13 protein-coding genes are annotated in these 18714 nt (G+C 64.9%); 12 read left to right on the top strand and 1 reads right to left on the bottom strand.

What is annotated here, in order from left to right; translation table 11 throughout:
* Positions 1–190 precede the first annotated feature (190 nt).
* The 7 genes from MSG32_RS13040 to MSG32_RS13010 all read left to right on the top strand — a co-directional run bounded on the left by MSG32_RS13040 (position 191) and on the right by MSG32_RS13010 (position 10992).
* The gene (locus tag MSG32_RS13040) at positions 191–1768 is read left to right on the top strand and encodes an alkaline phosphatase D family protein (protein WP_248380112.1); all 1578 of its coding nucleotides are present in this window, start codon (positions 191–193) and stop codon (positions 1766–1768) included.
* 416 nt (positions 1769–2184) lie between these two features.
* Entirely contained in the window at positions 2185–3780 is a 1596-nt protein-coding gene (locus MSG32_RS13035; protein ID WP_248380110.1) for a solute:sodium symporter family transporter, read from the top strand.
* Between the two features lie 483 nt (positions 3781–4263).
* Positions 4264–5856 carry a solute:sodium symporter family transporter gene (locus tag MSG32_RS13030; protein ID WP_248380107.1) on the top strand — a complete coding sequence of 531 codons (1593 nt, stop codon included), beginning with the start codon at positions 4264–4266 and terminating at the stop codon, positions 5854–5856.
* Between the two features lie 132 nt (positions 5857–5988).
* Positions 5989–6852, top strand: a complete 864-nt coding sequence (locus tag MSG32_RS13025; protein WP_248380105.1) for a DUF2927 domain-containing protein — start codon at positions 5989–5991, stop codon at positions 6850–6852.
* Between the two features lie 144 nt (positions 6853–6996).
* Complete coding sequence (locus tag MSG32_RS13020) at positions 6997–8202, top strand: MFS transporter (protein ID WP_248380174.1); 1206 nt, start codon at positions 6997–6999, stop codon at positions 8200–8202.
* A 115-nt stretch (positions 8203–8317) separates the two neighbouring features.
* A complete protein-coding gene (locus tag MSG32_RS13015) occupies positions 8318–9805 on the top strand; it encodes a YcjX family protein (RefSeq protein ID WP_248380103.1) in 1488 nt (495 codons plus the stop codon).
* Entirely contained in the window at positions 9802–10992 is a 1191-nt protein-coding gene (locus tag MSG32_RS13010; protein ID WP_248380101.1) for a TIGR01620 family protein, read from the top strand. The genes MSG32_RS13015 and MSG32_RS13010 overlap by 4 nt, the downstream gene beginning before the upstream one ends.
* A gap of 130 nt (positions 10993–11122) precedes the next feature.
* Here the strand turns inward: MSG32_RS13010 and MSG32_RS13005 are convergent, their stop codons facing one another.
* Entirely contained in the window at positions 11123–12274 is a 1152-nt protein-coding gene (locus tag MSG32_RS13005; protein ID WP_248380099.1) for an oxidoreductase, read from the bottom strand.
* 283 nt (positions 12275–12557) lie between these two features.
* On the opposite strand from MSG32_RS13005, the gene MSG32_RS13000 reads away from it, so the two are divergent.
* The 5 genes from MSG32_RS13000 to MSG32_RS12980 all read left to right on the top strand — a co-directional run bounded on the left by MSG32_RS13000 (position 12558) and on the right by MSG32_RS12980 (position 18691).
* Positions 12558–13223, top strand: a complete 666-nt coding sequence (locus tag MSG32_RS13000) for an NAD(P)-binding oxidoreductase (protein WP_248380097.1) — start codon at positions 12558–12560, stop codon at positions 13221–13223.
* Positions 13224–13407: 184 nt separating this feature from the next.
* Positions 13408–15354, top strand: a complete 1947-nt coding sequence (locus MSG32_RS12995; RefSeq protein WP_248380095.1) for an exoribonuclease II — start codon at positions 13408–13410, stop codon at positions 15352–15354.
* A 291-nt stretch (positions 15355–15645) separates the two neighbouring features.
* A complete protein-coding gene (locus tag MSG32_RS12990) occupies positions 15646–16023 on the top strand; it encodes a hypothetical protein (protein WP_043333995.1) in 378 nt (125 codons plus the stop codon).
* A 708-nt stretch (positions 16024–16731) separates the two neighbouring features.
* On the top strand, positions 16732–17856 hold the full coding sequence (locus MSG32_RS12985; protein WP_043333996.1) for a glycosyltransferase family 1 protein: 1125 nt from the start codon (positions 16732–16734) through the stop codon (positions 17854–17856).
* Positions 17849–18691 (top strand): polysaccharide deacetylase family protein, encoded by an 843-nt coding sequence (locus MSG32_RS12980; protein ID WP_248380093.1) that lies wholly within the window; start codon positions 17849–17851, stop codon positions 18689–18691. The genes MSG32_RS12985 and MSG32_RS12980 overlap by 8 nt, the downstream gene beginning before the upstream one ends.
* Positions 18692–18714: the final 23 nt, after the last annotated feature.

Below are 18714 nucleotides of genomic sequence, written 5' to 3'. Positions count from 1 at the left end.
TATCTCAACCTGACGCCAGACCGTTACAAGGAAGCCCGTCATGTCCCGCCGTCTGTCTGATCTGCTGCCTTTGCGTTCCTCTCGCAAGTCCCACGCCGCTCAAACCACCCCCACAACCCCCACTTCGCCAAGCGCTGCGCCAGCCGGCAATGGTGCTGCACCAGTCACCCCCGCCGGCGCCCCGTCACGGATGGACCGCCGCCAACTGCTGGGGCGTGGCCTGCAAGGTGCCGGGGTCGGGCTGCTGGCGACCACGGGCCTGCTCGGCGCTCCCGCGATCGTGATGGCCGAAGGACGGCGCCCGCGCATGCCCTCCGGCGTGATGAGCGGCGACGTGACCGCCAGCCGCGCCATGCTGTGGAGCCAGAGCGACAAGCCGGCACGCATGCTGATCGAACTGGCCGACAATCCCGAGATGCGCGGCGCCTTCCAGATGCGTGGCCCGGTGGCCCTGCCGGCGGACGGCCTGACCAGCAAGCTCGACCTGACCCGCATCGGCACTCGCGCCAACGCCAGCGGCGAGGTCTTCTACCGGGTGCGCTACGCGGCGCTGGATGACCACCGCGCCATCAGCGAGGCCACCGCCGGTCGCCTGGTGTTGCCGCCGAGCGCCCAGACACCGCGTGCGCTGCGTTTCGTGTGGTCCGGTGACACCGTCGGCCAGGGCTGGGGCATCAACCCGGACTTCGGTGGCCTGCGCCTCTACGAGACCATGCGCCAGGTCAAGCCGGACTTCTTCCTGCACTCCGGCGATACCATCTACGCCGATGGCCCGCTCGAGGAGAGCGTCACCCAGCACGACGGCAGCCTGTGGCGCAATATCGTCACGCCCGCCAAGTCCAAGGTGGCAGAAACGCTGGACGAGTATCGTGGCCAGTACGCCTACAACCTGATGGACGAGAACCTGCGCCGCTTCAATGCTGAAGTGCCGATGTTCGCCCAGTGGGACGACCACGAGACCACCAACAACTGGTACCCGGGCGAGATTCTCGAGGATGATCGCTACACCGAGAAGAATCTCGACGTGCTGTCCGCCAATGCGCGTCGCGCCTTCCTCGAGAACATGCCGCTGCGCACCGGCCCAGCCGCGCCGGAGCGCATCCACCGCAACTTCAGCTTCGGGCCGGGGCTCGAGATGTTCATGCTCGACATGCGCAGCTTCCGCGGTGCCAATTCCGCCAACCGCCAGACGGGACGTGGGCCACAGACCGACTTCCTGGGTCGCGATCAGCTGGCATGGCTCAAGCAGTCACTCAAGGCCAGCACCGCTACCTGGAAGGTCATCGCCTCCGACATGCCGATCGGGCTGCTGGTGCGTGACGGCGACAACTTCGAGAACGGCGCCAACGGCGATGGCGAGGTACTGGGGCGCGAGCAGGAGATTGCCGAACTGCTCAAGTTCGTGCGCGATCACGACATCCAGAATCTGGTCTGGCTGACCGCCGATGTGCACTACACCGCCGCGCACCACTACTCGCCCGAGCGCGCCGTCTTCAAGGACTTCACGCCGTTCTGGGAATTCGTCAGCGGCCCAATCCACGCCGGCACCTTCGGCCCCGGCGAGCTGGACAACACCTTCGGGCCGAGACTCGAATTCGTGAAGGCACCGCCTGAGGGGCGGGCCAACATGTCGCCCAACGAGGGCTTCCAGTTCTTCGGCCAGGTGGATCTCGATCCCGAGAGCGAAGCGCTGACCGTGACGCTGAAGGACATCCACGGCGACTCGCTCTACCAGCAGGTGCTGACCCCCGCCGGCGCCAGCGTCTGACAGCGGTGTCTGTTTCTGGCACTCGCTTATGATGTCGGCATGTGGCACTCGCTGCTGACTATCGGCTTCTGAAACTCGCTGCTGACTATCGGCTTCCGTTACCAGCTTCTGACAACGACAACGCCCCGCCTCCTGCTGTCGATCGACACGCAAGAGGCGGGGCGTTCTGGTCATGGCGACAGCTCGACAGCCGCTAGCGGGCTATGTCTGCATGAATCAGACAATTGCAGAAAAATGTCAGACAAATTGTCAATGGTGAGGGTCAGGCATTTCTTTGACACTGATCGGCACGCTAGATGTCGGTCGCTGACAGCGTGTCTCGAGGTACCGCGCGCCAACGGTGAGGCATGGCCTGCAGACGATGGGCAGCTGAGCAAGCAGGCCTCCGAGCCCTGTTGTTCAACAAGGATAATGCCATGAACGCCCTCACCCTGAGCTCCTTCGTGTTCTTCACGGGGCTGGTCGCCGTGATCACCTGGTGGCTGACCCGTCGTGACGACCATCAACATTCCACCGGCTATTTCCTCGCCGGACGCAGTCTGACCTTCCCGATCATCGCAGGCTCCCTGCTGATGACCAATCTCTCCACCGAGCAGATGGTGGGCCTCAACGGCGCCGCCTTCACCGACGGCCTTTCCGTGATGGCTTGGGAAGTGGTGGCCGTGGTCTCGCTGGTCGCGATGGCCATGTTCTTCCTGCCACGCTTCCTCAAGAGCGGTATCACCACCCTGCCGGAACTGCTGGCACTGCGCTTCGATCGCACCACCCAGCTACTGGCCAACCTGATCTTCATGCTGGCCTACGCCATCATTCTACTGCCCAGCATTCTCTACTCCGGCGCCCTCGGCCTGATGGGTGTGCTCGACCTGCGCGCCCTGACCGGCATCGACTCGCAGATGGTACTGCTGACCGGCACCGTGATCGCCGTCGGCATCGCCGGTGCCATCTATGCCCTCTTCGGTGGGCTGCGCTCCATCGCCATCTCCGACACCCTGAACGGCATCGGCCTGCTGATCGGCGGCATGATCATCGTCTACTACGGGCTGGACCGTGTCGGCGACGGCAATGGCATTCTCGCCGGCTGGGAGACGCTCAAGGAGACCCACCCGGAGAAGCTCAATTCGCTGGGCGGCGATGACCAGTCAGTGCCGGTCTCGACCCTGTTCACCGGGGTGCTGCTGCTCAACATGTTCTACTGGTGTACCAACCAGCAGATCATCCAGCGCACCTTCGCCGCCAAGACCCTCGCCGAGGGCCAGAAGGGCGTGCTGCTGACCGGTGCCCTCAAGCTGCTGGGCCCGCTGTATCTGGTGCTGCCGGGCATCATCGCCTTCCAGCTCTACGCCGGTGACGGCATCAAGGCCGACGCCGCCTATGGCCGGCTGGTCTTCGATGTGCTGCCCGCGCCGCTGACCGGCTTCTTCGCCGCGGCGATGGTCGGCGCGATCCTGTCGTCCTTCAACTCGGCGCTCAACTCCACCGCCACCCTGTTCAGCCTCGATGTCTACAAGGCACGCCTCAAGCCGCAGGCCAGCGATGAAGAGGTGGTCAAGGCCTCCAAATGGGCCGGCTGGATCATGGCCGCCGCCGCGATGGCCATCGCGCCGCTGCTGGCGACCCAGGAAAGCCTGTTCGTCTACGTGCAGAAGGTGAACTCCATCTACTACATCCCGCTGCTGGCGGTGATCGTGGTGGGACTGATATCCAAGCGCGTGCCGGCCATCGCCGCCAATCTGGCGCTGGTGCTCGGCTGCGCGGTCATCGGCCTGTTCTACTTCGTGCCGACGCTTTCCGAGCTGGTCGATCGAGTGCACAACTTCCACTTCATCGCCATCGTGCTGGTGCTGTTGATCGCCATGATGCTGGTGATCGGCAAGCTGTCACCGCGCGCCGAACCCTGGATCCAGCAGGACGTCGGTGCCATCGACATGACCCCCTGGGCCGGCACGCGTATCGCCAGCATCATTCTGCTGGTACTGGTGATGGCGATCTATCTGGCCTTCGCCGGCTGATCGCCCCATTCGCCCAGCGCGATCGCATACCACATGTCATCGACATGAGCGTATGACATGAGCACGCCAGCGCCCCGTCATCTTCACCGATGGCGGGGCGCTGGCGTCTCTGATCGAGCATCAAAGTTGCCCCGCAATGCGCAGCGAAAGCCGTGACATGCGTCTTCTTACGACACTGCGATCAAGGCCTGATACCAGAGACTGAGAAGCAATGACCGCCTGTTCATTCTCAACGCTCAATCGACGCCAGCTGCGCCTCAAAACCAACGTATGTTCTACAAATGGCGGATAGCGAGAAATCGGGAGATACCTACACTATCGCCAGTCTTGCCGTGAATGTTACCGGTGAGTCTCTTCACGGACGATGACACAGCTTGCTGTGTGCATTGCATCGCCACGGCTGGATCGGCGTCGAATCGCCACCCGGGTCACCTGCCCACCGCCTCATGATTCGCCGCCGCACGCCTAAAGGAATCCTCCCCCATGCATGCCCTGACACTTGTTTCTTTCGTGTTCTTTACCGGCCTGGTCGCTGCCTTGACCTGGTGGTGGACACACCGCGATGACACCTCGCATTCCACCGGTTATTTCCTCGCCGGACGCAGCCTGACCTTCCCGCTGATCGCGGGTTCCCTGTTGATGACCAACCTGTCCACCGAGCAGATGGTCGGCCTGAATGGCGCCGCCTTCACCGATGGCCTGTCGGTGATGGCCTGGGAAGTCATGGCGGTACTGGCCATGGTGGTAATGGCGATGTTCTTCCTGCCACGCTTCCTCAAGAGTGGCATCACCACCCTGCCCGAGCTGCTGGCCCTGCGCTATGGCCGCAGCACCGAGCTGATCACCAACCTGATCTTCCTGTTCGCCTACGCGGTGATCCTGCTGCCGATCATCCTCTACTCCGGTGCCATCGGCCTGCAGGGCATGCTGGATCTGCCCTCGCTGACCGGCATCAGCTCGCCCAATGCACTGCTGTGGATGACCATCTGGGTGGTCGGCATCATCGGCGCCATCTATGCCCTGTTCGGCGGCATGCGCTCCATCGCCATCTCCGACACCTTGAACGGTGTGGGCCTGTTGATCGGCGGCATGCTGATCGTCTATTTCGGCCTCGATGCCGTCAGTGATGGCCAGGGCGTGATGGCCGGCTGGGACACGCTGACCGCCGCCAATCCGGAGAAATTCAACTCCATGGGCGGTGAAGACCAGTCGGTGCCCTTCTCGACCCTGTTCACCGGCGTGATGATCATCAACTTCTTCTACTGGTGTACCAACCAGCAGATCATCCAGCGTACCTTCGCCGCCAAGACCCTCGCCGAGGGCCAGAAAGGCGTACTGCTGACCGGTGCCCTCAAGCTGCTGGGCCCGCTGTATCTGGTGATTCCCGGCATCATCGCCTATCACCTCTACGCCTCTTCCGGCGTCAAGGCCGACAGCGCCTACGGCCAGCTGGTGTTCGATGTGCTGCCCGCACCGCTGACCGGCTTCTTCGCCGCCGCGATGGTCGGCGCGATCCTCTCGTCCTTCAACTCGGCGCTGAACGCCACCACCACGCTGTTCTCCACCGGCATCTACAAGGCGCATCTGCGTCGTGATGCCAGCGACGAGGAAGTGGTCAAGGTCTCCAAGGGCTTCGGCTGGGTGCTGGCGATCGCCTCCATGACCCTCGCGCCGCTGCTGGCCGGTCAGGAGAGCCTGTTCGGTTACCTGCAGAAGATGAATGCCATCTACTTCATCCCGATCTTCGCCGTGGTGCTGATGGGCCTGCTGACGCGTCGCGTGCCGACCATCGCTGCCAACCTGGCACTGCTGATCGGTTGCAGCGTGATCGGGGTGGTCTACTTCGTGCCGGCCTTCTCCGGCGTGCTCGACGTGATCCACGAGTTCCACTTCGTCGGCCTGGTGTTCGTGCTGCTGATCGCGATGATGCTGATCATCGGCAAGCTGGCACCGCGTGACGAGCCGTGGATCCAGCAGGCTGTCGGCGCCATCGACATGACGCCCTGGAAAGGTGCCAAGGTCTGCGCGCTGCTGCTGGTCGTGCTGGTGATCGCCATCTATCTGGCCTTCATCTGACGCCTGAAAGTCGCCGCTTCAAAACGACAAATCGTCATCAAATGAGTATCACGCCCCGCGTTGCCCTCTCGGACACGCGGGGCGTGTGCATTTCAGGCATGCTGGACTGCATGTTCCCTGAAGAGGTCGCCCATGCCCTGCTTACCCCATCGCCAGTTAAAGGAGCTGTTCTTTTCTTCGCTGAGGGTGCCTTGGGCGTTCAAGGCGCTGGGCGTCGCCCTGCTGCTGTCCAGTCTGGCCGCCGTCAGCCCGAGCCAGGCCGCCGAGCGCTGGCAGCGGGCCGCTGTGCTGACGGACAGCTTCATGGAAGTGGCACTCAAGCGTGAATACCAACCCGGCAACAGCGCCTCGCTGGTGCGCTGGCAGGCGCCCATCAAGGTGCGGGTCGACTCGCAGCTGGGCAATTCGCGCATGCAGCGACAGATGAGCGAGGTCCAGTTTCGTCATCTGGCCGCCATTACCGGCCAGCCGCTGAGTTTCGTGTCCTCCGCCGGAGAGGCCAACCTGCGCATCGCCTTCATCGCCCGGGACCACATGACCCGCGAGGCCACCACCTACGTCGGCAAGCAGCAGGCCGCCACCCCGGGCATGCGCAAGGCACTGCGTGAAGGCGTGTGCCTGACGCTGTTCAAGACCGGGCCAGATCACGCCATCACCAGCGGCCTGATCCTGATCCCCGCGGACTATGCCCGCCAGAAGGCGCGTCTGGTGGACTGCGTCGTCGAGGAGAGCGCCCAGTTGATGGGGCTGCCCAATGATTCGGACAGGGTCTTCCCCTCCGTCTTCAGTGACGTCACGGTGGATACCTGGCTGAGCCCGCTGGATTACGTACTGCTCAAGATGCTGTATGCCCCGGAACTTTCCCCCGGCATGTCAGCCGCACAAGTCCGCGCTGCGCTGCCCGCGGTCATCCAGCGTCTTGCCGAGCAGGGCGAGCTGTCACACGCCATCCGCCGCGTGCGCCAGGGCAGCCTGCGGGAATGGGCGGGAGACTAGGCTCACCGAGAGCGCAATCCTGAGCATGGAGTTGGAACGCCTGAGCGGAGCACAGGCATAATCAGGTCAGGCGCGCCGGGCGCCGACATCCGACGGAGCTGCGCCTTCATGCCACTATCTTCTCCCGCTGCCGGCCGGGCACGCCTGCCCTTGGCCGTCACGCTGCTGTCGCTGTGTCAGGCCTTGCTGGTCAGCGGCAACATCCTGCTGATCGCGGTCTCGCCGCTGATCGGTGCCCAGCTGGCCTCGAGCAGCTGGTCGACCGCGCCAGTCGCCACCCAGTGGCTGGGCCTGATGTGCGCCACCATTCCCGCCTCGTTGATCACCGCTCGTCTCGGGCGGCGGCGCGGCTTCGTGCTCGGCAATCTGTGCGGGCTGGCTGGTGCGGGGCTGGCCGTGCTGGCGCTGCATCTGCAGCATTTCGGGCTGTTCCTGCTTGCCACCTGGCTGGTGGGCATCGGTATCGGCTTCGGCCAGCTGTATCGCTTCGCCGCGATGGAAGCCGCACCGGAGGAGCAGCGCGAACGCGCCATCGGGCTGGTGATGGGCGGTGGCGTGCTGGCGGCCTTCTTCGGGCCGTGGCTTGCACGCACCAGTCATGCATTGGCCGACACTCCCTTCCTGGGCAGCTTCATCGGGCTGGGGGCGCTCTATCTGGTCGCGCTGTTGCTGCTGGCCTTCATCCGCCTGCCCCGTGACGGCAACGCCCAGTCAGCCGACGATGATGCAGTGGCGCCTGCACGCCCATTGGGCGTGATACTGCGTCAACCGACCTTCCTGCTGGCCGTGCTCAGCGCGATGGTCGGCTATGGGGTGATGAATCTGGCGATGACGGCCACACCGCTGGCCATGGCCCATGCCGGACACGGCTTCGATCACGTCGCCACCACCATTCAATGGCATGTGGTCGCCATGTTCCTGCCGTCCTTCTTCACCGGGCGGCTGGTCGCCCGCTTCGGGGCGGGCACCATGATCGTGACCGGCTGCGGCTTTCTGCTGGCAAGCCTTGCCACCGCACAGCTGCTGGCCGCCGACTACCTGACGGGAACCCAGGGGTTCTTCCTCGGTCTCATCCTGCTCGGCATCGGCTGGAACTTCACCTTCCTGCCCGCCACCACGCTGCTGACCCGCTGCCATCGCCCCAACGAGAAGGCCCGCACCCAGGCCGCCAACGAGTTCCTCGTCTTCACCACCGGGGCGGTCACGGCGCTGCTGGCCGGCCCCCTGGTCAGTACGCTGGGCTGGGCGCTGCTCAACCTTCTGCTGATCCCCGCCTGCCTGCTGCCCATCGCCCTGCTGGCGTGGCGTCAGCTTGCCTTGCGCGCCGATCGCCCGCAGATAGAGGGATGATGGCGAGCCGTGCGGCGCACGCTGACAAGTGCCGGCCATCACCCAGCTCATCATCAGCTGCCAGGACGCCATCACATCGCGCCGCCGCCTCGCCCCCACTGACAGGGAATGCCTGATGTTCAACACCATGACCCGCAACGCCCGCCAGCTTGCCCGCGATGTGGGCCGCGAAGCACATGACCTGCTGGAGCGCGGTCTCGACCGCCAGCTGCGGCTCGCCGTCACCGGTCTGTCCGGTGCCGGCAAGACCGCCTTTCTCGTCTCGCTGATCGAACAGCTGCGCCATGCCGGACTCGGCGCGCGCCTGGAACTGCTGCCCGCCGCACGCGATGGCCGCCTGCTCGGCGCGGAACGTGTCAGCCAGCCGGACCTCTCCATTCCGCGCTTCCCGCTGGAAGCCGGCTTGCGCTCGCTGTCCGGCCAGCATTCGCCGCATGGCCCCGAATGGCCGACGCCGACCCGCAGCATCAGCGAGCTGCGCCTCAAGATCGGCTTTCGCCCCACCTCGCGCGCCGCGCGCATGCTCGACAGCCAGCGCGCCACCCTGACGCTGGACCTGATCGACTATCCCGGCGAATGGCTGCTGGACCTGCCGATGCTGGAGCAGGACTTCAGCGGCTGGAGCAGTGAGTGCGAGACCCAGCTGGCCGACGGGCGTGGCGACTGGGCGCATGACTGGATGGCGGCCATCGAGGGCCTGACACCGGACAGTGAGGTGGATGAAGACCGCCTCGCCGAGATCGCGAGCCTCTATACCGACTATCTGCACGCCGCGCGCCGCAAGGGTGGCTTCGTCGACCTTACACCGGGCCGTTTCCTGCTGCCCGGCGAGCTGGACGAAGCGCCGGTGCTGCAGTTCTTCCCGCTGCCGGGGCTCGGTGACTGGACACCCGACGCGCTGGCCGCCCTGCCGGAAGCCAGCCTGTATCGCACCCTCGCACGCCGCTTCGATCACTATCGCCGCCGCGTGGTGCGCCCCTTCTATCACGACCACTTCCGGCGCTTTGACCGCCAGATCGTGCTGATCGACGTGCTGGGCGCGCTGAATGCCGGCCCGGCGCCCTTCCGCGACCTGAGCCGTGCGCTGGACAAGCTGTTCGACAGCTTCGCCTATGGCCGCCGTCATCTGCTGGCGCGCCTGATGGATCGCCGCATCGACCGCCTGGCCATCGCCGCCACCAAGGCCGACCACGTCACGCCGGAGCAGCATGGCGCGATGCGCGACCTGCTCGAGCAGCTGCTGGCGGACCCGCTCAAGCGCCTGCGCTATCGCGATGTGCCGCTCAAGGCCTTCACCATCGCCGCCATCCGCGCCAGCGAGGCGCGCGAGGTGGTCGAGAATGGTCAGCGTCATCCGGCGCTGGCGGGACAACTGCTCGCTGAGCACGAGGGGGCGAGCGACTCGGACACGCAAGGCGCCGGCCGCGAGTCCGTGCTGCTGTTCCCGGGCGAGGTGCCCTCACGGCTGCCCGACCCGAATTTCTGGGCCGAAAGCCGCTTCGCCTTCCCCCACTTCGCGCCGCCGAAGATCGATGGCAATGCGCCACCTCACATTCGCATGGACGCCGTGCTCGACTGGCTGCTGGGAGACCACCTGAAATGACCACCGAATCCCGCCATCCGCGCCCGGGCAAACGCTTCACGAGCTCCGATTCGGCGCAGGCCGATGCCGCCTCGACCATCTATGCCGAGCGCCCCACCGAGAGCGCATCAGAGAGCGCGGCAGAGGCCCTGCGCGGCGCGCGTCACTTCTCGCCGGAGATGGAAAGCCAGCCCCTGGCGGCGGCCGAGCCGGAACCCGCCACGCCGGGACTGGATGCGACGCTGAGCGCCCGGCCACGTCATCGCGGCCTCAAATGGCTGCTGCTCGGCACCCTGACCCTCGGGGGTGTCGAGGCCGGTCATGCGCTCTATCAGGCGGCCATGGGCGGCGACCTGATCGCCGGTGCCTGGGGCCTGCTGGGCCTTGGCGCCATCGGGCTCGGCGCCCGCGCGCTGGGCAAGGAGCTCTTCAGGCTGCGCCACCTGCGCAAGCACGTCGCGCTGCGCGCCGAGCTGGAAGAACATCAGCAGGATGATTTTGGCCAGGAGAGTTTTGGTCAAAGGGGTTTTGGCCAGCGCGGTGATGCGCTGGCCACGCCTGACGAGGACGCGGACAAGTCAGACGGCAAAGCCGACAGCCAGCAGGAAGACCTGCTCGAACAGCTGCGTCGCCAGATGAAGCTCGGCGATGATGATGCCGGCGTGCGCGCCTGGCGCGCCGCCTGTGAAGCGCATCACTCCCCTTCGGAGCGCCGCGAGCTGTTCGCCTTCCACGTGCTGGGGCCGCGGGACCGTGAGGCGCGGCGTCTGATCTCGCGCATGAGTGGCGAGACGGCGGTGATGGTGGCGGTCTCGCCGCTGACCTGGGTCGACATGAGTCTGGTGGCCTGGCGCGGGCTGCGCATGATGGAGCGCCTGTCGCGCCTCTACGGGCTGGAGCTGGGCTATGCCAGCCGCCTGCGTCTGTTCAAGGAGGTGCTGGCATCGATGGCCTTCGCCGGTGCCAGCGAACTGGCCGCCGAGGCCAGCATGGACCTGCTGTCGATGAATCTGGCCGGCCGGCTCTCCACCAAGGCCGGTCAGGGGCTGGGCAGTGGCCTGATGAACGCACGTCTCGGCCTGCGCGCCATGCGCCTGCTGCGCCCCATCCCCTTCCATGCCGAGGAGGTGCCGCGCATCGGTGAGCTGCGCGCGGAGCTGTTCTCGCGCATGCGCAAGGCCGACAAGGGCGAGGACGACGCAGCCTGAGCAGGCCGCGACCTCCCCTGCCACTACCTCGAAAACAAGACGCGCGCCTCTGATTGCTGGCCATTCGGCCTTCAGGGCGCGCGTCTTTCGTGAGTCATCTCACCTTCGATGGTTTCAGCCTTCGATGGTTTCAGCCTTCGCTGGCGATGCCGGCCTCCAGCCATTTCATCACGCGCAGCGCCTCATGAGGCGAGGTCGGATTGCCGCCCTGGCCACGAATGCAGTCGCGCAGCCCCGCATACCAGGCAGGATAGTCGCCATCGCGGCCCTGATGGGTGCCGCCCACCAGCACCTGCTCGCCTTCGGCGCCGTCCGGGTCGGCCTCCAGCACAGTCAGCATTCCCGGACGCGCATCCCGCCCCCACTGGCGCGCCTGGCGCTCCTGCGGGTCACGCGAGGGCCAGTCACCAGCCTTGAGGCAATCCTCCTGAGGGTCGAGCCCGAACACCACGTAGCTGCCACGGGTGCCGTGCGCGGCGAAGCGTGCCGTCGGCGCCGCCGTCAGTGCACTGGCGTGCAGCTCCACCACCAGACCGGGGTGCCTTGGATGGTGGGCGTAATCGAGCACGGCGTGGAAGAAATCATCGGTCACCGCGCCTTCGCGCTGGGCGCGACGCGTGAGCTGGATGGCACTTGGTTCGCCGAACAGGCACAGCGCCTGATCCAGCAGGTGCGGGCCGAGGTCATACCACAGGCCGCTGCCGGGCAGTGCCTGCTCACGCCAGCGGTTCGGCACCGTCGGGCGGAAGCGGTCGAAGTGGGATTCCAGATGCGCGATGCGCCCCAGCGTGCCGTCGTTGATCAATTCCGCCAGCGTCAGGAAGTCGGCATCGAAGCGCCGATTGTGAAATACCGCCAGCACCCGTCCGGCCTGCTCGGCCTGGCGGGTCAGGGCCTCGCCTTCTTCAAGCGTCACCGTGAAGGGCTTGTCGACGACCACATGCTTGCCTGCCGCCAGCGCCGCAGAGGCCAGCGGGGCGTGAGTCTCGTTGGGCGTCGCGATGATGATCAGATCGATGTCATCACGCGCAAGCAAGGCCTCCGGGGTGGCCTCCACCTCCAGCTGTGGGCGCTCGGCCCTGACGACCTCGGGCCGCGAGGTGGACAGCGCCACCAGCGCCAGCCCGTCCGTGGCCTCGATCAAGGGCGCGTGGAAGGTGCGCACCGCCATGCCATAACCGATCAGCCCGACCCGGATCGCGCTCTCGGAAGGGAAGGCGGCGCCGTGCCATGCGGCGGTGTCGCTGTGATCATCAGTGGCGGGGTGGGCTATGCGGCTCATCGGGCATCCTTGTCGTTGGCGCAATCTTGAGGGAGTCGTGCCTGGCAGCGCCATCCTAGCAAGGCTCCCGTGCCACAGACAGAGATGACAGCCGCCTTTAATGCTTGTCCATCGCAGACTTCATCCCGCGAGCGAGTCGCCGCGTAATGCCCGCGATTGAACGGTCCCCTTGAAGTCTCGTGGCTCAGCCCGCAGACCTTGCTGTACCAGGAGAGGCGTGGCAGTGAGTGGCAATATCACTCGCCAGCCGCCTCGCCATTTGATTCGCGAAGGAGCAGACAGCATGCGCAAGACGCTCATCATCGGTGCCAACGGCAAGATCGGTCGTCAACTCTGCGAGAAGGCTCAGGCCGCCGGCGAACCCGTCGTGGCGATGATCCGCTCGACCGAGCAGCAGAGCTGGTTCCATGAACGCAGCATCCCGACGGTTCTGGGCGATCTGGAAGGCGAGATGCGCCAGGCCTTCTATGGCTGCGATCAGGCGGTGTTCGTCGCGGGCTCCGGCCCGAATACCGGCCCGGACAAGACACTGACCATCGACCTGCATGGTGCGATGCGCACCGCGGAGCTGGCCGCCGAATTCGGGCTGTCGCGCGTGATCCAGGTCAGCTCGATCCGCTCCGAGACACCGCTGGCCGGCCCGGTGGCGATGCGCCCCTACTTCGCGGCCAAGAAGGCGGCCGATCTGTGCCTCGCCGAGAGTGGCCTGCGTCACGTCATCGTCAAGCCCGGCCGTCTCACCAACGAGAGCGGCAGCGGCAAGCTGACCCAGAATGCCGGTGACTCCGACGAGATGCAGGTCTCGCGGGCCAATGTCGCCGAGTTCCTGCTCGGCTTGATCAAGGCCCGCGAGATCGGTGGCCGTCATCGCAAGGCGCCCATCTTCACCCTGTTCGACGGTGATACGCCGGTTTCGGGTCTGCTGAACGCCACGCCGACCGCTGACTGAGTGCGCGCCCGAGCCTGTGGCAAAGTGCACCGGCAGGCCGCTTTCGCCAGGCTTGCCCACACTTGACCTGCCGCTCATCCACGCCTGCGCGCAGCCCGCGCGGGCGTTGGGCCATCTGGTAGCTTTCCCCCCATGCTCCATGTCCGTATAGTGAGCCACTGACCCCGCCAACAGAACTTCCGAAATGCTGCAGAACAATTCGCTGCTGGCGCAGCTGAAAGATCAAATCCGCCAGGAAATTCCCCGTGTCACGGGGGTGATCAAAGGCACCGACAAGGGCTTCGGCTTCCTCGAATGCGAGGACGGCGAGTCTTACTTCGTGCCGCCACCCGCCATGAAGCAGGTACTGCACGGCGATACCGTCGAAGCGACCGTCAAGGTGGAAGGTGAGAAGAAGTCCGTACAGCCGGAAGTGCTGATTGAGACGGGTGTCGATCGCTTCGTCGCTCGTGTCGGCAAGCGTGATGGCCGCCTGAACGTGATGCCGGATCATCCCTCCATCAACACGCGCATGAAAGCGCGTGTGAAGCGTGGCATCAATGAGGAAGCCCTCAATGATGGCGACTGGGTCGTGGCACGTCTGCTGCGTCACCCGATGCGCAAGGACGACCGCAGCTTCTTCGCCCAGATCGAGGAAGTCATCGCCACCGTGGACAACCCGCGTGTGCCGTGGCGCGTCACCCTGGCACGTCACGCGCTGGAACAGGCCTCTCCGGAGGGCGGCACTGACTGGCCGCTGCTCGAGGAAGGCCTGACTCGCGAAGACATGACCCACGTGCCCTTCTTCACCATCGATGGTGAGAAGACGCGTGACATGGATGACGCCCTGCACATCGTCGAGCGCCCGGAAGGCGGCTGGACCCTGAGCATCGCCATCGCGGACCCGACCGCCTACGTGCCGGAAGGCAGCCGTGTCGACGAAGAGGCGCGCACGCGCTCCTTCACCGTCTACCTGCCGAGCCAGAACGTCACCATGCTGCCGGAAATCCTGGCCGACGACCTGTGCTCGCTGAAGGAAGGTGAAGACCGTCCGACGCTGATGTGCATCGTCGACATCGATACCGATGGCGTGATCGGCGAGCCGAAGTTCTTCGCGGCCACCATGCGCTCCCACCACCGCCTGACCTACGACAACGTCTCCGACTGGATCGAAGGCCAGGAAGGCAGCTGGAAGCCGGAAACCGAAGAGCTGGCCGAAGGTCTGCGTCAGCTGGAAGCCTTCACCCAGGCGCGTATCGCCTGGCGTGCACGCAATTCCCAGGTCTTCCGCGAGCGTCCGGACTTCGAGTTCGAGCTGGATGAGGAAGGCAACGTGCTCAACGTACGTGCCGACCACCGCCGCATCAGCAATCGCATGATCGAAGAATCCATGATCACCGCGAACCTGAGCTGCGCACGTCTGCTCTCCAAGCACATCGGTCACGGTATCTTCAACGTGCACCAGGGCTTCGCGCCGGAGAAGTACGACGACACCATCGAGTTCCTGGCTGGCCAGAACATCACCGCCACGCCGGAACAGCTGGGCAGCCTGGAAGGCTACCGCCTGATCCGCCAGGAGCTGGACAGCCGCGAAGACACCTGGCTGGACGTGCGCATGCGTCGCTTCCAGGGTTACACCGTGATGTCCGCTCAGCCGGGACCGCACTTCGGTCTGGGGCTGGAAGCCTACGCGACCTGGACCTCGCCGATCCGCAAGTACGGCGACATGGTCAACCACCGCTTGATCAAGCGCGTGATTCTCGGCCAGGACGCGCCGGCGGAAGCCACCGAGCAGCTGACCGAGCACCTCAGCGAACGTCGTCGTCTCAACCGCATGGCCGAGCGCGATGTGAAGGACTGGCTCTACGTGCGCTACCTGACCAAGGCCGCCGAAGAACAGCAGGTCTTCACTGGCGAGATCATCGACATCCGTCGTGGCGGCATGCGCGTGCGTCTGGAAGAGAATGGCGCCAGCGTCTTCATTCCGGCACCGCTGATCCACAGCGATCGCAAGAAGGTCGCGATCGATGACAAGGAAGGCCGCGTGCGCATCGAAGACGAGCTGCGTTACTCACTGGGCGACATCATCAAGGTCTCCTTGACCGAAGCCCGTGAAGAGCGTCGCTCACTGGTAGGTCGTCCGGCCGAATAAGCCGCGACCCACCACTGCCGTATGTAACTGCCTTGTCATCACGGGCAATTGCCACGGCCATCTACGCCCCGGAGCGCTCTGCGCCCGGGGCGTTTTTCGTTCTTGTGCATTACGTATACGCATCGTGTGCCAAGCGTGAAAAATTGTAATTTTGTGAAACAGAAGCTCACGCTATACTCCTCACATCGACACACGACATCTGCTTTCACTGCTGCAGCGTTACTGGATTGACCCAAGCGCGAATGACTGAAGCCTGTCCCTGATGAAGTTCGTCCATGCGAGGACCCGGAAATGAAAACTCATCGCTCCACTGCAGCTACCTCACTGCGTCACCTGGCCGAGCATGCCGCCATCGTTCGTCACCCGGCCATGAGCTATGCCCGTGTCGACGCCGGAGCAGACAGCAGCTCAGGCAGAAGCTCGGAGGGCAGCTCCACCTCTCCGGAGCGCCAGCGTGAGATCCAACGTGAAGCGATGGAACATGTCGCGATGCTGCTGGAACGTGATCGCCGCCGCACCCGCAACCGCCTGCTGCTGGCCGCCGGCCTGCTGCTGAGCCTTGTGCTGCTCGCCAGCCAGCGCCCAGCCGAGCCGGAAGCCGCCTTCTCGCAGGAGCTTGGCCAGGCAATGCCCAGCGCCCTGCACCTTTCCCAGCATGGACTGGCGTGAAGACGCCCGATCTCCCTCCATCAGGACAGATAACGATGCCAGGACCCCATGCAACACCAGGCACGGATGCCAGACATGACTGAGTCGATCCACTGCTAGACCCTGCAATGCCCGCTCCGGCGACCCTCCCCCCTGTCGCCCCCTGTATTCCTGTAGTGCACGCACTTGCCCTGTCCGGTGGCTCCGGACAGGGTCTTTTTTTGCCTGTCGTAGGGCTTCTCTTGCGCAGCACTGACCAGAGGCCAGCTGCCGCACTCCCTGTTGAGCACGCCAGCATGGCGAAACGCCTTTCTTCCCCCCTCGCAGTAAACCTGATGCCAGGGGCGTGATGCCAGGAGCTTGATGACAAATGTCCGAGAGCGGGAGCGCATCGCACCAACATTGTTCCCTGTTGTCACACAGACCAGTCATCTCCTGATGTAACGTCATTGCCAGCCGCAGTGTGGAACATCGCGTGGCGAGGCGTCTCGTCACGCGCGACACCGCATGTCATGCCTCGTGCCCTTGGTTTCACGTCGGGTTCCCCCCATGACTTGACCAGAGGCTCGTTCGTCATTGCCACTGGCTTGCTGGAATCTGCGTGCTCGATTTCGTTTTCCTCGAACATCCTGAAGCACCCTGAAGCACGACAAGGCAGCCATGGCGGGCAGTGACGTCGGGATTCATCTTCATCGCGCACGACCGGTAAAGCGGTCTTGAGGAGTCCGTGTGCATATCGCTGACATGACCATGTTCCATGCCCCCTCCAGTGGCGGGGTCAGAACCTACCTGGAAGCCAAGCGACGACGTCTACGGACGCGGCCCGATGTTCGTCACAGCCTGCTGGTCCCCGGCGAGACCACCAGTGTCAGTGATGACCTCTACAGCGTGCCGGCACCACCCATTCCCTTCGGCAACGGCTATCGCTTCCCCCTGCGCCGGGGCGGCTGGGTCAGCACGCTGCTGGCACTGCAGCCGGATGTCATCGAGGCCGGCGACCCTTACGTCACGGCGTGGGCGGCACTCGATGCCGGTCGCAAGCTAGATGTCCCGGTACTGGGCTTCTATCACTCGGACCTGCCGCGCCTGATCACCAATCGCCTGGGCGAGTGGTCAGGGGCCAACGTCGATCGCTACGTCAAACGCCTCTATCGCCACTTTGATCGTGTATTGGCCCCCAGCCAGGTGATGGCCGACCGGCTCGACCGGCTCGGCGTCGACAATGTCCATATCCAGCCACTCGGTGTCGATCTTTCCACCTTCCACCCTGATTGCCGCGATGAAAGCCTGCGCCGCGAGCTTGGCCTGGAAGACCACGTGCGCCTGCTGGCCTTCGCCGGCCGCGGCTCACGCGAGAAGAATCTTGATGAGCTGCTGGAAGCCGCCCGCCTGCTCGGCCCCGACTACCATCTGCTGTTGATCGGCTCGGGCATGCCGCGACATCTGCCCGACAATGTCAGCGTGACCGGGCATTTCTGCAGCAGCACCGAAGTGGCGCGTCTGGTGGCCTCGGTGGATGTGCTGCTGCATGCCGGCACCCAGGAAACCTTCGGTCTGGTGGTGCTGGAAGCCATGGCCTGCGGCACGCCGGTGGTGGCGGCACGCGCCGGCGCGCTGGCCGAGAATGTGCCACTGGGCTGCGGTCAGCTCTGCAACCCGCACTCGCCGCATGCCATGGCGCGTGCCGTGCAGGAAGTCTTCGCCAATGACCCCGCCGCACTGGGTCGTCAGGCGCGGCGGCATGTCGAGAAGCACCACGCCTGGGACCGTGTCGTGGATGGCTTGCTCGGGCATTATCACGCGGTCACCGGGACTCGCATGCAACCGGTACTCGAGGAGGTGACCCATGGCTGAATCGCCGGCTGCCAAGCAGCACTTTCTGCTGGTCCTGCATGATGTCGCGCCCGAGACCTGGACCGACTACCGGGACTTCGTCGCCGAGGTGGATGCCCTCTGCCAGGCGCGCCTGAACCACCCCTGCCCGATCACCTGGCTGGTGGTGCCTGACTTCCATCATCGCAGCGCCCTGGAAGACGCTCCGGAATTCATCGCCCTGCTGGACTCTCGCCGCCAACATGGGGACGAGCTTGCCCTGCATGGCTTCCATCACTGCGATGACGCGCCAGCCCCCCGCACCCCGCGCGATTACCTGATGCGCCGCGTGCTGACCTGGGAAGGCGAGTTCTACCCCCTCGATGAGGCCGAAGCCAGACGACGCCTGCTGGAAGGCGCCGCACTCTTCAAGCGTCTCGGCTGGCCATTGGACGGCTTCGTGGCCCCCGCCTGGCTGATGAGTGACGGCACTCGCAAGGCGCTGAAGTCCCTCGACTTCCGCTACACCAGCGATCCCCAACACCTCTATCGATTGCCTGACTTCACGGTCATCGATGCGCCCGGACTCGTGTGGAGCGCACGCTCCGCGCCACGCCGCCTGATGTCGCAGTGGGTGACGCAGCGCAAGCTGAGCCGCGAGCAACAGGCGCCGGTGTTGCGTCTGGGCCTGCATCCGGTCGACATGCGCCATGCACGCTCGCGCCAGTATTGGCTGACGCTGGTCGAGCGCCTGCTCGATGAAGGGCGCCAGCCGATGACCAAGATCGGCTGGCTGACCCAGCAGGGGCTGCTCACCCCCGCCACGTCTGATACGACGCAACTGAACTCGCACCAGGCGGCCCACAGTGCTGCCTGAGACCCACCCACCGGATGAGCCCC

The sequence above is a fragment of the Cobetia sp. 1CM21F genome (assembly GCF_023161745.1).
Lineage (GTDB): Bacteria > Pseudomonadota > Gammaproteobacteria > Pseudomonadales > Halomonadaceae > Cobetia > Cobetia amphilecti.
The sequence above is the reverse complement of the archived record's forward strand: the minus strand, read 5'-3'. Positions and strand labels throughout refer to the sequence as shown.

Excerpts from the sequence above, each read along its gene's own strand:
- MSG32_RS13030 (WP_248380107.1), top strand. The coding sequence starts at position 4,264 with ATGCATGCCCTGACACTTGTTTCTTTCGTGTTCTTTACCGGCCTGGTC.
- MSG32_RS12995 (WP_248380095.1), top strand. The coding sequence starts at position 13,408 with ATGCTGCAGAACAATTCGCTGCTGGCGCAGCTGAAAGATCAAATCCGC.
- MSG32_RS12990 (WP_043333995.1), top strand. The coding sequence starts at position 15,646 with ATGAAAACTCATCGCTCCACTGCAGCTACCTCACTGCGTCACCTGGCC.
- MSG32_RS13000 (WP_248380097.1), top strand. The coding sequence starts at position 12,558 with ATGCGCAAGACGCTCATCATCGGTGCCAACGGCAAGATCGGTCGTCAA.
- MSG32_RS12980 (WP_248380093.1), top strand. The coding sequence starts at position 17,849 with ATGGCTGAATCGCCGGCTGCCAAGCAGCACTTTCTGCTGGTCCTGCAT.
- MSG32_RS13005 (WP_248380099.1), bottom strand. The coding sequence starts at position 12,274 with ATGAGCCGCATAGCCCACCCCGCCACTGATGATCACAGCGACACCGCC.
- MSG32_RS13015 (WP_248380103.1), top strand. The coding sequence starts at position 8,318 with ATGTTCAACACCATGACCCGCAACGCCCGCCAGCTTGCCCGCGATGTG.
- MSG32_RS13010 (WP_248380101.1), top strand. The coding sequence starts at position 9,802 with ATGACCACCGAATCCCGCCATCCGCGCCCGGGCAAACGCTTCACGAGC.
- MSG32_RS13040 (WP_248380112.1), top strand. The coding sequence starts at position 191 with ATGGACCGCCGCCAACTGCTGGGGCGTGGCCTGCAAGGTGCCGGGGTC.
- MSG32_RS13025 (WP_248380105.1), top strand. The coding sequence starts at position 5,989 with ATGCCCTGCTTACCCCATCGCCAGTTAAAGGAGCTGTTCTTTTCTTCG.
- MSG32_RS13035 (WP_248380110.1), top strand. The coding sequence starts at position 2,185 with ATGAACGCCCTCACCCTGAGCTCCTTCGTGTTCTTCACGGGGCTGGTC.